Genomic DNA, 13,921 nt, shown 5'->3' with positions numbered 1-13,921 from the left:
GCGGTGTGTCGCAGTTCTCGAATTGCACCGTCATGGATCATTAGTTCTCTTTCTCAATTGACAATCATTATCATTCAACATAATTTGTCGCTCGATGTGTAGGACGGCCCCGTCCCCCAGGCGTCCCACTAACCTATTGGCAGCAAGGTGATTTCCATGACGGAACAAGTATCCACAAGCAGGTGCGATTCACCGCTACTTCAGGCCTTCGTCGACAACCGACTGATTCTGGTCAAGATTGCAGCCCGGATCACCGGCTGCCGGTCACGTGCCGAAGATGTGGTGCAGGATGCGTTCTTCCGACTGCAGTCGGCGCCGCCGATCACGTCGTCGATCAAGGCCCAACTCAGTTATCTGTTCCAGATCGTGCGCAACCTGGCCATCGACCACTACCGCAAGCAGGCGCTGGAGCAGAAGTACGCAGGCCCCGAAGAGGAAGGACTGAATGTGGTCATCCAGGGCGCTTCGCCGGAAACCTCGCACATCAACTTCTCGACCCTTGAAAACATCGCCGACGCGCTGACCGAGCTACCCAGCCGCACCCGCTATGCCTTCGAGATGTACCGCCTGCACGGCGTGCCGCAAAAGGACATCGCCAAGGAACTCGGCGTATCGCCGACCCTGGTCAACTTCATGATCCGCGATGCCTTGGTGCACTGTCGCAAGGTGTCGGGCAGCCGCACCGCCATGGCCGCCCGCGGCTGACCGCACGCCCCCTCTGCGGGAGCCGGCCTGCTGGCGATGGCGTCACCGAGGACGCCACGCACAGCCGTTGCTCCCGCAGGGATTTCGGTCACCTGCGGCAGCGGCAACGCCAGGCCCGGGAATCCCGGGCCCCGGACCTCACGCCAACGAACACCGGTCAAAGAACCGCTCACGCCCCAGAATCATCAGCGCGGCGCGCTTGTGCGGGAAATCGAATTCCTTTTCGCAGTGGAAGCATTGGTTGTGCATGTGGCCGATCATCTTCGCGTTGTCGGCGCGCGGCTCGGCGACCACCCGCTGGGTGCGCGGATCGTCCAGGAACAGGTAATGCACCAGCGCCGACAGCCAGCTCGCCACCTTGTGCGGTCCGCGGTGATTCTCCTCGCCCACCAGCATGTGAATGCCGCGGTCGTAGTTGTCCGCGTCGTAGAACGGAGCGATCCGGTCTTCCTTGGCCCAGTAGGCTTCGAAGTAGGCGAACGGCTGATCGTCGAAGCAGCCGATCAAGGTCAGGGTGTGCGGATCGGCATCGAGCTTGGTCAGGTACTCGCGATGCTGTTCGAGACTGCCCTCCTCCTGCCAGAAACTGGCGACCCGCGGGCTGTTCTGCCAGCGGTTGAAGCGTGCCAGGTCCTGCTCGATCTCCACGGTGCGCAAGGAGATCCACGCCCCGAGGCGCGCATCGAAACGCCGGTACACTTCGCCGCGCGGCTTGGGCGCACGGAGCGGATGGCGCTTGCCGTTGCTGATGACCATCTGCTGAGGGTAGCTGCCGGTCAACGGCGTGCCCAGCCAAGGCTGCGGCAATTGCCAGAACAGCGTGCGCTCGCAGCGGTACTCGCCGGCGTTCCCGGTGGCCACCAGCAAACCGCTGAGCAGGGCTTCGGTCGGCGGCAGCTCCAGTTGCCAGATCAAGTGCCGACGCGCCGGATCGCGGGCGAACAGCCAGTAACAGGCCGCCCACAATGCCTGCCCGAGCGGCAGCGCATAGCGCTCTTCGATCTGGATCGGCCCTTGCAGCTCCACATCGAGGCGCAGGCGGATCAGAGGTTGTCCGTCCAGGTTCAGGCTCAGACGGCTTTCGGTGGCATCGGCTACCAGTTGGCTGCCCGAAGGCAGGGCCAGGGCAGCCAGGTCATTCAGATTGGACATGGGTCGGGCTCACGATAATCGTCGACAGTTCAACGATGGGACGTGAGCCGGGGCGGGAAATTTAGGCCGGGCGCCAAAAACCCCACGTCATTGATGGGGCACCGGCACCACGGCGATCTTGTACGGCTCGAAAATCTTCAGCATCTGGCCGTTGTCGCGCAATCCCTGCAGCAACTTGCCGAACGCCTCGCCGGTGATCGGCGCTTTCGGACTGATGATCGCGTAGTGGTGGTAGACCTGATCGATGCGCTGCGAGACCAGCAGTTCGTCACGCACCTTGTCGTTGCGCAGCAGGTAATCGAACAGGTACGAGCGAGTGACCAGCGCGATGTCCGCCCGGCCGCGCAGCACCATCAGCAGATTGCTGTCATGGGAATACGTCAGCGAAGCGTTGTAGGTGTCGGCGAGGTACTTGGGGTCGGCGTTGAAGTTGGCGAACTCGTAGTGATAGCCGCTGTACAGCGCCAGGCGTTTGCCCTTGAGATCGGCAAAGTAGCTCTGCTGGCGGCCGGGCTCGTTCTGCGCGACGAAAATCTCCGCGTCCTCCAGCCCCATGTCGACCGTGGAATGGGGAATGTCCTTCCAGCCCCAGTCCGGGTTCTCGAAGATCGCCATGTCCGTGCGACCTTCCTTGAAGTCGCCGAACCGACGGGGAATCGAGGTGGGAACAAGCTCGAAGCGATAGTCGCTCTGCGAGCGGTTCAACGCCTCGACCAGTTCCGGCAGCAGACCGGTGTCGGCGCCGTTCTCCGGTCGGATGGTGTACGGCGGAAAGTGCGCAGCGCCCACCCGCACCAATTGCGCCGCCTGAACCGGCAGCACCGAAAACGCTAGCGCCGCGAGCACAAACCCGGCGGCCTTGCGTACTGGCGAAGACTTCAAATTGCCCCACTCCCCGAAAAAGTAACGATCCCAGCATTCAAATTAGGCGTTTTCGCCCAGTTAGCCAGTTTCCCGGCCTTATAGAAAGCGCTCAGCGCTCTTCGAGCACCAGCACCAACGCCTCTTCGGCCAGTTGATCCAGGCTCAGGCTGCCGCCGGCACGAAACCAGGTGGTCGTCCACGACAACGCGCCTGTGAGAAAACGTCGGGTAATGAACACATCGCCCCGGATGAGCCCGGCGGCCTTGGCCTCGCCCAACACCTGCAGCCAGATGTCCTCGTAGATGTCGCGCAGGGCCAGCACCTTGGCCTGACCGTCGTCCGACAGCGAGCGCCATTCATAGACCAGCACCGCCATGGCCTCTCCGCTGCCGCCCATGATGGACTGGAGTTCGCAGCGGATCAGCGCCAGCACCCGCTCCCGCACGTCAGAGGCCTCAGCCAGCGAAGCGCGCATCAGGGCAGTGTTGTAGCGGATGGTTTCCTCCATCACCGCCCGCAGGATCTCGTCCTTGCTCTTGAAGTGGTGAAAGATGCTGCCCGACTGAATGCCCACGGCGCCCGCCAGGTCGCGCACGGTCGTGCGTTCGTAGCCTTTGTTGCGAAACAGGTGGGCCGCCACTTGCAGCAGTTTGCCGCGGGCGCTGTCCGGATCGGTCAACCGGCCTTCGTCGACCAGTTCACGCATGACCCCCAGGGCTTTTTGCTCGTCCACCCGTTCTCTCCTACAGTCGATCAGTCTGCTGCGCCCGGAAACGCAGGGTTGCGCGGGCAATTTAAGCCGCCGGCCGCGCCCAAGCAAGCGCTTGGGAGGAAGATGATTCCGCTGTTTACAAACCAAGCGCTTGCTTGGTAGCCTCGATGCACTTCTGTCGCAGGTTCCTGAGTCGGAGACAACGATGCCCAGCACAAGGCCCACCACCGTCCGCATCGGATGCGCCAGCGCATTCTGGGGTGACACCTCGACCGCCGCCGAACAACTGGTCAAGGGCGGACGCCTGGACTACCTGGTGTTCGATTACCTGGCCGAAATCACCCTGTCGATCATGGCCGGCGCCCGCCTGAAAGACCCCCAAGCCGGATTCGCCGGCGACTTCATCGACATCCTCACCCCGCTTTTGCCGCAGCTGGCGCAGCAGCGCATCCGCGTCATCAGCAATGCCGGCGGGATCAACCCCACCGCGTGCGCCGCTGCGCTGCAGGCTGCCTGCGACCGGGCCGGCGTGGACCTGAAGATCGCCGTGCTGCTGGGCGATGACCTGCAGCCGCAGTTCAAAGGACTCGCCACCCAGGGCATCACCGAGATGTTCAGCGGCGCCCCGCTCCCGCCCTTGTGCGTCTCGACCAATGCCTATCTCGGCGCGCCGGGCATCGCCGAGGCCCTGCGCCTGGGGGCCGACATCGTCATCACCGGGCGGGTGGTCGACAGCGCCGTGGTCAGCGCCGCGCTGGTGCATGAGTTCGGCTGGTCGTGGCACGACTACGACCGGCTGGCCCATGCCGCCCTCGCCGGGCACATCATCGAATGCGGCGCCCAGTGCACCGGCGGCAACTTCACCGATTGGCGCGACGTGCCGGACTACGAGCACATCGGCTTTCCGATCGTCGAAGTCAGCGCCGACGGCCAGTTCACCGTCAGCAAACCGGAGGGCTCGGGCGGGCTGGTGACGCCGCTGACCGTCGGCGAGCAGATGCTGTATGAGATCGGCGACCCGCAGGCCTATCTGTTGCCCGATGTGATCTGCGACTTCACCCAGGTGAAACTCCAGCAGCAGGGCAAGAACGCCGTCCGCGTGCACGGCGCCAAGGGCCTGCCGCCCAGCGGCAAGTACAAGGTCAGCGCGACGTATCCGGACGGTTTCCGCTGCACCGCCAGTTGCCTGATCGCCGGCATCGATGCGGTGGACAAGGCACGGCGGGTCAGCCAGGCGATCATCGACAAGACCTCGCAGATGCTGGCGGAGCGTGGTTGGGGCCCCTACAGCGAAGTCAACGTCGAACTGCTCGGCAGCGAAGCCACCTACGGCCCCCATGGCCAGCGCCGCGACAGCCGCGAAGTGGTGATCAAACTCGCCGTGCGCCACCCGAACAAACAGGCGCTGGTGCTGTTCTCCCGGGAGATCGCCCAGGCCGCCACCGGCATGGCGCCGGGCCTGACCGGCATCGTCGGCGGACGGCCGACGGTGTACCCGCTGATCCGGCTGTTCTCCTTCCTGATCGACAAGACCGCCTGCACCCTGCAGATCGACATCGCCGGCGAGCGCCATCCCTGCGCCTTGCCTCCGGCGGCCACCTTCAACAGCGATGACCTGCCCGTGCCCCACGAACCGCCCAAGCCCCAGGGCCGCGCCGACGCCAGCGTGCCGCTGGTGAAACTGGCCGTGGCGCGCTCCGGGGACAAGGGCGACCACAGCAACATCGGCGTGATGCCGCGCCGCCCCGAATACCTGCCGTGGATCGCCGAAGCGCTGACCCCGGCGGTGCTGGTGGACTGGATGAGCCATGTCCTGGACCCGATCCGCGGACGGGTCGAACGCTGGTACCTGCCCGGCACCCACAGCCTCAACTTCCTGCTGGAGAACGCCCTGGGCGGCGGTGGCGTGGCCAGCCTGCGGATCGATCCGCAAGGCAAGGCCTTCGCCCAGCAGCTGCTGGAGATCCAGATCCCGGTGCCGCGAAGCATCGCCGAACAATTCGAATGAAGGATGGCGCCATGGCTTACCGATCGATATTCAATGCCGGCCTGTTCAGCGGGCAGACGGTCATCGTCACAGGGGGCGGCAGCGGCATCGGCCGCTGCACCGCCCACGAACTGGCCGCGCTCGGGGCCACGGTGCTGCTGGTCGGACGCAAGCCCGAGAAGCTGCAGAAGGTCGCCGGCGAAATCGCCGAAGACGGCGGCCGCGCGCACTGGAAAGCCTGCGACATCCGCGACGAAGACGCCGTGAAGGCGATGGTCGGCGAGACGGTTCGCGAACACGGGCCGATCCACGGCCTGGTCAACAACGCCGGCGGCCAGTACCCGTCGCCGCTGGCCTCGATCAACCAGAAAGGCTTCGAGACCGTGCTGCGCACCAACCTGGTCGGCGGCTTCCTGATGGCCCGGGAAGTGTTCAACCAGTCGATGGGCAAACACGGCGGCAGCATCGTCAACATGCTGGCCGACATGTGGGGCGGCATGCCCGGCATGGGCCACTCCGGCGCCGCGCGCGCGGGCATGGAGAACTTCACCAAGACCGCCGCCTTCGAATGGGGCTGCGCCGGCGTGCGGGTCAACGCGGTGGCGCCGGGCTGGATCGCCTCCAGCGGCATGGACACCTATGAAGGCGCGTTCAAGGCGGTGATCCCGACCCTGCGCGAACATGTGCCGCTCAAGCGCATCGGCACCGAATCCGAGGTCAGCGCGGCGATCGTGTTCCTGTTGAGCCCCGCCGCCGCGTTCATCAGCGGCAGCACCGTGCGCATCGACGGTGCCGCCAGCCTCGGCAACCGCGCCTGGCCGCTGCACAAGGCAAGCCACAGCGAACCGTTCAACGGTTTCCACCGCGCCTACCTGCCCGACGTGCTCAAGGACAAGGAATAAGCCATGCCGCAGATCCAGTCCCAACTCGACCCCCACAGCGAAGCCTTCGCCCGCAACCGCGCCGCGATGCTGGCGGCCATCGAGCATGTGCAGCAGCTCGAACGGAACCTGCTGGACAAGGCCGCCGAAGCCAAGCCGAAGTTCGACAAGCGCGGCCAGTTGCTGCCCCGCGAACGCCTGAACCTGCTGCTCGATCCCGGCTCGCCGTTCCTCGAACTGGCCAGCCTGGCCGGCTACCGGCTGCATGACGACAAGGACGGCAGCGCCGCCGGCGGCGGCCTGATCGCCGGGATCGGCTATGTCTCCGGCGTGCGGGCCCTGGTGGTGGCGAACAACAGCGCGATCAAGGGCGGCACCATCTCCCCCTCCGGCCTGAAGAAGTCCCTGCGCCTGCAACAGATCGCCCAGGAAAACAAACTGCCGGTGATCACCCTCGCCGAAAGCGGCGGCGCCAACCTCAACTACGCGGCGGAAATCTTCGTCGAAGGCGCGCGCAGCTTCGCCAACCAGGCGCGGATGTCGGCCATGGGCCTGCCGCAGATCACCGTGGTGCACGGCTCGGCCACCGCCGGCGGCGCCTACCAGCCGGGGCTGTCGGATTACGTGGTGGTGGTGCGGGGCAAGGCCAAGCTGTTCCTCGCCGGCCCTCCGCTGCTGAAGGCGGCGACCGGTGAAGTGGCCACCGACGAAGAGCTGGGCGGCGCCGAGATGCACGCGCAGGTGGCCGGCACCGCCGAATACCTGGCCGAAAACGATGCCGACGGCATCCGTCAGGTGCGCGAGATCGTCAGCCTGCTGAACTGGAACGAACAGTTGCCCCCGCGGCCCGAACCGCCCTGCAAGGAGCCGCTCTACCCCATCGACGAACTGCTCGGGCTGATCCCGGACGACCCGAAAAAGCCCTATGACGTGCGCGAGATCATTGCGCGGATCGCCGATGAGTCGCGCTTCCTGGAGTTCAAGGGCGAGTTCGACCGGCAGACGGTCTGCGGCCACCTGAAAATCCAGGGCCGGGCCTGCGGCTTCATCGGCAACAACGGCCCGATCACCCCCGACGGCGCGAGCAAGGCGGCGCAGTTCATTCAACTGTGCGACCAGAGCCGCACGCCGCTGCTGTTCTTCCACAACACCACCGGTTTCATGGTCGGCACCGAATCGGAACAGCGCGGCGTGATCAAGCACGGCTCCAAGCTGATCCAGGCGGTGGCCAACGCGCGGGTGCCGAAGCTGACCCTCGTGGTCGGCGGCTCCTACGGCGCCGGCAACTATGCGATGTGCGGGCGCGGCCTCGATCCGCGCTTCATCTTCGCCTGGCCCAACAGCCGCACCGCCGTGATGGGCGGCGCACAGGCCGGCAAGGTGCTGCGCATCGTCACCGAAGCCCGGCAGCTCAAGGACGGGCTGGAGCCCGACCCGAAAATGCTCGACATGCTCGAACAGGCCACCGCGCAGAAGCTCGACAGCCAGTCCACCGCCCTCTACGGCAGCGCCAACCTGTGGGACGACGGCCTGATCGACCCCCGCGACACCCGCATCCTGCTCGGCTACCTGCTGGACATCTGCCACGAGGCCGACATCCGCACGTTGCAGCCCAACAGCTTCGGCGTCAGCCGCTTCTGACACCCAAACGGATCCTGAGGAGAACAACAACAATGATCTTCACCCCGGAACACGAAGCCCTGCGCCGCACCGTGCGCCAGTTCGTCGAACACGAGATCAACCCCCACGTCGAGGAATGGGAAAGGGCCGGCCGCTTTCCGATCCACGAGATCTTCCGCAAGGCCGGCGAACTGGGTCTGCTGGGCATCTCCAAACCGGAGAAGTTCGGCGGCATGGGCCTGGACTACAGCTACTCGATCGTCGCCGCCGAAGAGTTCGGCACCATCCATTGCGGCGGCATCCCGATGTCCATCGGCGTGCAGACCGACATGTGCACCCCGGCCCTGGCCCGCTTCGGCTCCGATGAACTGCGCGAGGAATTCCTGCGCCCGGCCATCACCGGCGAACGGGTCGGCTGCATCGGCGTCTCGGAGGTCGGCGCCGGCTCCGACGTCGCCGGGCTCAAGACCACCGCCCGCAAGGACGGCGACGACTACGTGATCAACGGCAGCAAGATGTGGATCACCAACTCGCCGAGCGCCGACTTCATCTGCCTGCTGGCCAACACCTCGGACGACAAGCCCCACGTCAACAAATCCCTGATCATGGTGCCGATGGACACGCCCGGCATCAGCCTCAGCCCGCACCTGAACAAGCTCGGCATGCGCAGTTCGGAGACCGCCCAGGTGTTCTTCGACGACGTGCGCGTGCCGCAGCGCAACCGCATCGGCCACGAAGGCGCCGGGTTCATGATGCAGATGCTGCAGTTCCAGGAAGAACGCCTGTTCGGCGCGGCGAACATGATCAAGGGGCTGGAGTATTGCGTCGACAGCACCATCGAGTACTGCAAGGAGCGCAAGACCTTCGGCAACCCGCTGATCGACAACCAGGTGATCCACTTCCGCCTCGCCGAGCTGCAGACCGAAATCGAATGCCTGCGGGCCTTGGTCTACCAGGCCACCGAACAGTACGTGAAAGGCCAGGACGTCACCCGCCTGGCGTCGATGGCCAAGCTCAAGGCCGGGCGCCTCGGGCGCGAGGTCAGCGACAGCTGCCTGCAGTACTGGGGCGGCATGGGCTACATGTGGGACAACCCGGTGGCCCGCGCCTACCGCGACGTGCGGCTGGTGTCGATCGGCGGCGGCGCCGACGAGATCATGCTGGGGATCATCTGCAAGCTGATGGGCATCCTGCCGGGGAAACGCCCATGAGCACCCTGCCCGCCTGCGCGACGCTGTTGCTCGAACCGCACAACGGTGTGCTGCACATCACCCTCAACCGCCCCGACAGCCGCAATGCCATGAGCCTGCAGATGGTCGCCGAACTGCGCGCCGCGCTGGCGGCGGTGCGGGACGACAGAACCGTGCGGGCCATCGTACTCAGCGGCGCCGGCGGCCATTTCTGCGCCGGCGGCGACATCAAGGACATGGCCAACGCCCGCGCCCAGGGCACCCAGGCCTACCGTGACCTGAACCGCGCCTTCGGCGCCCTGCTGGAGGAGGCGCAACAGGCGCCGCAAGTGCTGATCACCGTGCTGCAGGGCGCCGTGCTGGGCGGCGGATTCGGCCTGGCCTGCGTCAGCGACATCGCCATGGCCGACCACCAGGCCCAGTTCGGCCTGCCGGAAACCAGCCTCGGGCTGCTGCCGGCGCAGATCGCGCCGTTCGTGGTGCAGCGCATCGGCCTCACCGAAGCCCGGCGCCTGGCCCTGACCGCCGCCCGCTTCGACGGCCACCAGGCCCGGCGCATGGGGCTGGTGCATTTTGTCGAGCAGGATCCGCAGGCCCTGGCCGAGCGCCTGGATGAAGTGCTCGACCATGTGTTGTGCTGCGCCCCGGAGGCGAACGCCATGACCAAGAAGCTGCTGCTGGCCAGTGCCGCACAACCGGCAGGCGAACTGCTGGACGAGGCGGCGCAATGGTTCAGCGAGGCGGTGACCGGTACCGAAGGCAACGAAGGCACGCTGGCCTTCATGCAAAAGCGCAAGCCGAAGTGGGCCACGTGAACCACGCCCGGAACGCACCTGCTCGCGCTGAGGCCCGCCCATCCAACGCCACCTTCCAGGGAAAACCGCCATGCCCGCCCTCCACAAGATCCTGATCGCCAACCGCGGCGAGATCGCCTGCCGGATCCAGCGCACCGCCCAGTCCCTCGGCTACCGTACGGTCGCGGTGTTCAGCGACGCCGACGCCGATGCCCTGCATGTGCAGATGGCCGACCAGGCGGTGAACATCGGCCCTGCACCGGTGCAGCAGTCCTACCTGAACATCCCGGTGATCCTCGACGCGGCCCGGCGCAGTGGCGCCGACGCGATCCATCCCGGCTACGGTTTCCTCTCGGAGAACGCCGACTTCGCCCGGGCCTGCGAACAGGCCGGCCTGACCTTCATCGGCCCGGGCACCGAAGCCATCGAGCTGATGGGCAGCAAGCGCCGCTCGAAAATCGCCATGCTCGCCGCCGGTGTCCCCTGCATCGCCGGCTACCAAGGCGCGGAACAGGACGACGCCACGCTGATGCGCGAAGCCGAACGCATCGGCTACCCGCTGATGATCAAGGCCAGCGCCGGCGGCGGCGGACGCGGCATGCGCCTGGTGCACGATGCGCAAGCGCTGCCCGCGCAACTGCGCACCGCCCGCTCCGAAGCGCTCAACGCGTTCGGCAGCGACGAACTGATCCTGGAGCAGGCCCTGGTCGAACCGCGCCATGTGGAGTTTCAGCTGTTCGGAGACCGCCTGGGCAACCTCATTCATTTGGGCGAGCGCGACTGCTCGATCCAGCGCCGCCACCAGAAAGTCATCGAAGAGGCCCCTTGCCCGGTGATGACCCCGGCATTGCGCGAGGCCATGGGCGCGGCGGCGATCAAGGCCGGGCGCGCCGTGAACTACGTGGGCGCCGGCACCGTGGAGTTTCTGCTCGACGCCCAGGGGCGCTTCTATTTTCTGGAGATGAACACCCGGCTGCAGGTCGAGCACCCGGTGACCGAACTGATCACCGGGCTGGACCTGGTGGCCTGGCAACTGGCGGTCGCCGAGGGCCGGCCGCTGCCGCTGACGCAGGAACAGGTGCGGCTCGACGGCCATGCCATGGAAGTGCGGCTGTACGCCGAGGATCCGGCCCAGGACTTCCTGCCGCAGACCGGGCGCATTCTGGCCTGGGAGCCGGCGCTGCAAAACGGCGCCCGGATCGACCACGGCCTGCTGGAAGGCCGGGCGGTCAGTCCGTTCTACGACCCGATGCTGGGCAAGCTGATCGCCCACGGCGCCACCCGCGAAGAGGCCAGGCGCAAGCTGCTGCGCGCGGTGCAGGACAGCGTGCTGCTCGGCGTGCAAAGCAACCAGCGCTTGCTGGCGGCGCTGCTGCAGCATCCGCAGTTCATCGGCGGCCGGTTCGACACCGGGTTCATCCCGCAGCATTTCTCCGACCACCCGTGCCTGTCCCCCTACACACCGGGCGCCGAGGAACTGGCCATCGCCACGGTGCTGTTCTACCGCAGCAGCGCGCAGCCCCATCGCCCGGTGCTGGCGGGCTGGCGCAACAACGTCGGCGTGCCGGTCGACTACCGCCTCGGCCTGGGCGAGCAGACGTGGGACGTGCAACTGCACGCCGGCCCGGACGGAGTGTTCCGGGTGCAAGCGGCAGAACGCAGCCTCGACCTGACGCTCATCGAACAGGATGAGCGGCACGTGACCCTGCAGATCGATGGCCTGCGCCAGCGCCATGCCTATCGCCTGGAAGCCGACAGGCTGTGGCTGTTCTCCGGTGCCGCCAGCCTGAACCTTGAGGATCGAACTCATGCGGTGATCGACAGTCAGAGCAGCGTCGGCTCCGGCACGCTGAAGGCGCCCATGGACGGCGCCATCGTCGACGTGCTCGTCAGCGAGGGCAGCCCGGTCAGCAAGGGGCAGCTGCTGGTGGTGCTGGAGGCGATGAAAATGGAGCATCCGCTCACGGCCGGCATCGACGGCGTGCTCAGGCGGGTGCAGGTCAAGGTCGGCGATCAGGTGAAGAATCGTCAGGTTCTGCTGCAGGTCGAGTGAGTCGCCAGGCGCATCCGCAGGGTTTGACTACGCTCTGAACTATCGGAACGTACACATCAGGAACCCTGCGATGCCCCACTGGCTGGTCATTGATCTGGAAGCCACCACCGACGAGGGCGGCTGGCCGGTCACGGAAATGGAGATCATCGAGATCGGCGCCACCCTGGTCGACCGCGCCGGCCGCGAGCGCGATCACTTCCAACGCTTCGTCAAACCGATGCGCCGGCCCTTGCTGACGCCGTTCTGCCGCGAACTCACCCACATCACCCAGGCCAACATCGATTCGGCGCAGACCTTGGGCGAGGTCTGGCCCGCGTTCGAGCGCTGGCTGGACCAGCACCGGGCCCGCCTGGAGGGCTGGGCCAGCTGGGGCGACTACGACCGCAAGCAGTTGCTCCAGGAATGGCAGCGCCTGCAGCTCGACAGCGCCCTGAGCCAGGTGCCGCACATGAACCTCAAGCAACGCTTCGCCAAGGCCCGGCGCCTGGAGCGGCCCCTGGGGCTGAACGGCGCCCTGCAGCTGGCCGGCCTTCAGTTCAGCGGCCAGCAGCACCGGGCCCTGGAAGACGCCCGCAACACCGCCCGTTTGCTGCCGCTGGTGCTACCGCTTTAGACAGATGACGGCGCCTGGTGCCTTGTGCATACTGGCCGGCCCTTTTTGACCCTTTTCGAGGAATCGCCCATGTTCAAAGTCAACGAGTACTTCGACGGCACCGTCAAATCGATCGCATTCGGCACCGCCGAAGGTCCGGCGACCATCGGCGTCATGGCCCCGGGCGAATACGAATTCGGCACCGCACAGCGCGAAATCATGCACGTGGTCTCGGGCGCGCTGACCGTCAAGCTGCCGGACAGCAGCGACTGGGAAACCTTCGCCGCCGGCAGCCATTTCAACGTGCCGGCCAACAGCAAGTTCCAGCTGAAAGTGGCCGTAGACACCGCCTACCTGTGCGAATACCGCGGCTGATCCCACAGATCGCGCCGCAAAAGAAAATGCCCGTGTCCAAGGACACGGGCATTTTCGTTTACAGGCCGGTCATTCGAGGATTTCCACCGGCATGCCGACTTCCAGCCGGCCGTTGCCGTCGTTCACCAGGTTCTGCCCGAACATCGCGCCATCGGCCTGGGCGCGGGTCTTCTGCAGGGTCGCCAGCGGTTCCCGGTCGGCGCTGCGCTCGCCGGTCTTGGGGTCGATCGTCGTCAGGATGCAGCGCGAGCAGGACTTGACCACCCGGAACTCCACATCGCCGATGCGGATCCGCTTCCAGCCGTCCTCGGCGTAGGCTTCGCTGCCTTCGATCACAAGGTTGGGCCGAAAGCGCAGCATTTCCAGGGGACGCCCGACCGCTTGCGACAAGTGCCGCAAGGACGCTTCACCGATCAGCAACAGCGGGAACCCGTCGGCGAACGCCACCTGGTCGTCATCCTTGCCGTAACCGGCCTGGGTGATGCGGGCACGGTCCAGGGGCACCTGCACCAGCCGCGTCGGCTTGCCGATGAAATCGCTGACCCAGCGGGCCGCTTCGTCGCCGGCGTCCGGCACCCGCAGGGTGTCGCGCCAGATGGTCACGCCGCGCAATTCGGCCGCGTCGCCGGGCACCGCGATGTCGATGGCCCCGTGGCCCGCTGCGCTGAGCGTCAGCCCGCCTGCGGGGTTCCACAACGCCGACAGTTGGCTCATCTTCGCTTCGGCGCGCTGAGTGAGGAAACGCCCGCTGGGCTCGTCCACCAGCATCCAGCGTCGGTCACCTTCAAGCCCCAGCTTGTCCAGGCCGATCCCTTGCAGGACTTCGGCCTTGCCGGATTTCAACGGGTAACGGTAAAGCGCGCTCAGACGCAGCATGGCCAACTCCCTGGTGGGTAAAGAACGCCACCCTATACGAGCCGGCCGCCGAATCAAAGCCCCAAAACGGCGGGAACGCGCCGGCCCGCGAAGAGGCCGCCCCTCACACGGCCGTCACCG

At 66.1% G+C, this 13,921-nt stretch carries 13 protein-coding genes; 9 read left to right on the top strand and 4 right to left on the bottom strand.

The window, feature by feature from the left end; translation table 11 throughout:
- Positions 1-156 precede the first annotated feature (156 nt).
- Positions 157-705, top strand: coding sequence for an RNA polymerase factor sigma-70 (locus ACIP0B_RS05530; RefSeq protein WP_217891192.1), 549 nt, complete (start codon positions 157-159; stop codon positions 703-705).
- 138 nt (positions 706-843) lie between these two features.
- Here ACIP0B_RS05530 and ACIP0B_RS05525 read toward each other — a convergent pair whose 3' ends face one another.
- The 3 genes from ACIP0B_RS05525 to ACIP0B_RS05515 form a co-directional block, all read right to left on the bottom strand.
- Positions 844-1,857, bottom strand: a complete 1,014-nt coding sequence (locus ACIP0B_RS05525; RefSeq protein WP_400830371.1) for a GNAT family N-acetyltransferase — start codon at positions 1,855-1,857, stop codon at positions 844-846.
- A gap of 87 nt (positions 1,858-1,944) precedes the next feature.
- On the bottom strand, positions 1,945-2,739 hold the full coding sequence (locus ACIP0B_RS05520) for a substrate-binding periplasmic protein (RefSeq protein ID WP_400830369.1): 795 nt from the start codon (positions 2,737-2,739) through the stop codon (positions 1,945-1,947).
- Between the two features lie 91 nt (positions 2,740-2,830).
- Entirely contained in the window at positions 2,831-3,454 is a 624-nt protein-coding gene (locus ACIP0B_RS05515; RefSeq protein WP_400830368.1) for a TetR/AcrR family transcriptional regulator, read from the bottom strand.
- Between the two features lie 184 nt (positions 3,455-3,638).
- On the opposite strand from ACIP0B_RS05515, the gene ACIP0B_RS05510 reads away from it, so the two are divergent.
- From ACIP0B_RS05510 to ACIP0B_RS05475, 8 genes are all read left to right on the top strand, one after another.
- Positions 3,639-5,441, top strand: coding sequence for an acyclic terpene utilization AtuA family protein (locus tag ACIP0B_RS05510; RefSeq protein WP_400830366.1), 1,803 nt, complete (start codon positions 3,639-3,641; stop codon positions 5,439-5,441).
- A gap of 11 nt (positions 5,442-5,452) precedes the next feature.
- The gene (locus ACIP0B_RS05505) at positions 5,453-6,322 is read left to right on the top strand and encodes an SDR family oxidoreductase (protein ID WP_400830365.1); all 870 of its coding nucleotides are present in this window, start codon (positions 5,453-5,455) and stop codon (positions 6,320-6,322) included.
- 3 nt (positions 6,323-6,325) lie between these two features.
- Positions 6,326-7,942 carry a geranyl-CoA carboxylase subunit beta gene (atuC, locus tag ACIP0B_RS05500; protein WP_400830364.1) on the top strand — a complete coding sequence of 539 codons (1,617 nt, stop codon included), beginning with the start codon at positions 6,326-6,328 and terminating at the stop codon, positions 7,940-7,942.
- 32 nt (positions 7,943-7,974) lie between these two features.
- Positions 7,975-9,132 (top strand): citronellyl-CoA dehydrogenase, encoded by a 1,158-nt coding sequence (atuD, locus tag ACIP0B_RS05495; protein WP_400830363.1) that lies wholly within the window; start codon positions 7,975-7,977, stop codon positions 9,130-9,132.
- Positions 9,129-9,926 (top strand): enoyl-CoA hydratase/isomerase family protein, encoded by a 798-nt coding sequence (locus ACIP0B_RS05490; protein WP_400830362.1) that lies wholly within the window; start codon positions 9,129-9,131, stop codon positions 9,924-9,926. The genes atuD and ACIP0B_RS05490 overlap by 4 nt, the downstream gene beginning before the upstream one ends.
- A 70-nt stretch (positions 9,927-9,996) precedes the next feature.
- Positions 9,997-11,958: an acetyl/propionyl/methylcrotonyl-CoA carboxylase subunit alpha gene (locus ACIP0B_RS05485; RefSeq protein WP_400830361.1), complete on the top strand. Its 1,962-nt coding sequence runs from the start codon at positions 9,997-9,999 to the stop codon at positions 11,956-11,958.
- Between the two features lie 70 nt (positions 11,959-12,028).
- The gene (locus tag ACIP0B_RS05480; protein ID WP_400830359.1) at positions 12,029-12,571 is read left to right on the top strand and encodes an exonuclease domain-containing protein; all 543 of its coding nucleotides are present in this window, start codon (positions 12,029-12,031) and stop codon (positions 12,569-12,571) included.
- A 69-nt stretch (positions 12,572-12,640) separates the two neighbouring features.
- Positions 12,641-12,925 (top strand): pyrimidine/purine nucleoside phosphorylase, encoded by a 285-nt coding sequence (locus ACIP0B_RS05475; RefSeq protein WP_400830357.1) that lies wholly within the window; start codon positions 12,641-12,643, stop codon positions 12,923-12,925.
- 69 nt (positions 12,926-12,994) lie between these two features.
- Here ACIP0B_RS05475 and ACIP0B_RS05470 read toward each other — a convergent pair whose 3' ends face one another.
- Positions 12,995-13,801, bottom strand: coding sequence for an MOSC domain-containing protein (locus tag ACIP0B_RS05470; protein ID WP_400830356.1), 807 nt, complete (start codon positions 13,799-13,801; stop codon positions 12,995-12,997).
- Positions 13,802-13,921 lie beyond the last annotated feature (120 nt).

Origin of the sequence: Pseudomonas sp. NPDC089534, from assembly GCF_044749305.1 — a bacterium.
GTDB classification, from domain to species: domain Bacteria; phylum Pseudomonadota; class Gammaproteobacteria; order Pseudomonadales; family Pseudomonadaceae; genus Aquipseudomonas; species Aquipseudomonas ekonensis.
This window is presented reverse-complemented; position numbering and strand designations above follow the sequence as displayed.

Coding starts and splice junctions, on each gene's coding strand:
- ACIP0B_RS05470 (WP_400830356.1), bottom strand. CDS start 13,801: ATGCTGCGTCTGAGCGCGCTTTACCGTTACCCGTTGAAATCCGGCAAG.
- ACIP0B_RS05510 (WP_400830366.1), top strand. CDS start 3,639: ATGCCCAGCACAAGGCCCACCACCGTCCGCATCGGATGCGCCAGCGCA.
- atuC (WP_400830364.1), top strand. CDS start 6,326: ATGCCGCAGATCCAGTCCCAACTCGACCCCCACAGCGAAGCCTTCGCC.
- atuD (WP_400830363.1), top strand. CDS start 7,975: ATGATCTTCACCCCGGAACACGAAGCCCTGCGCCGCACCGTGCGCCAG.
- ACIP0B_RS05525 (WP_400830371.1), bottom strand. CDS start 1,857: ATGTCCAATCTGAATGACCTGGCTGCCCTGGCCCTGCCTTCGGGCAGC.
- ACIP0B_RS05490 (WP_400830362.1), top strand. CDS start 9,129: ATGAGCACCCTGCCCGCCTGCGCGACGCTGTTGCTCGAACCGCACAAC.
- ACIP0B_RS05480 (WP_400830359.1), top strand. CDS start 12,029: ATGCCCCACTGGCTGGTCATTGATCTGGAAGCCACCACCGACGAGGGC.
- ACIP0B_RS05505 (WP_400830365.1), top strand. CDS start 5,453: ATGGCTTACCGATCGATATTCAATGCCGGCCTGTTCAGCGGGCAGACG.
- ACIP0B_RS05485 (WP_400830361.1), top strand. CDS start 9,997: ATGCCCGCCCTCCACAAGATCCTGATCGCCAACCGCGGCGAGATCGCC.
- ACIP0B_RS05530 (WP_217891192.1), top strand. CDS start 157: ATGACGGAACAAGTATCCACAAGCAGGTGCGATTCACCGCTACTTCAG.
- ACIP0B_RS05475 (WP_400830357.1), top strand. CDS start 12,641: ATGTTCAAAGTCAACGAGTACTTCGACGGCACCGTCAAATCGATCGCA.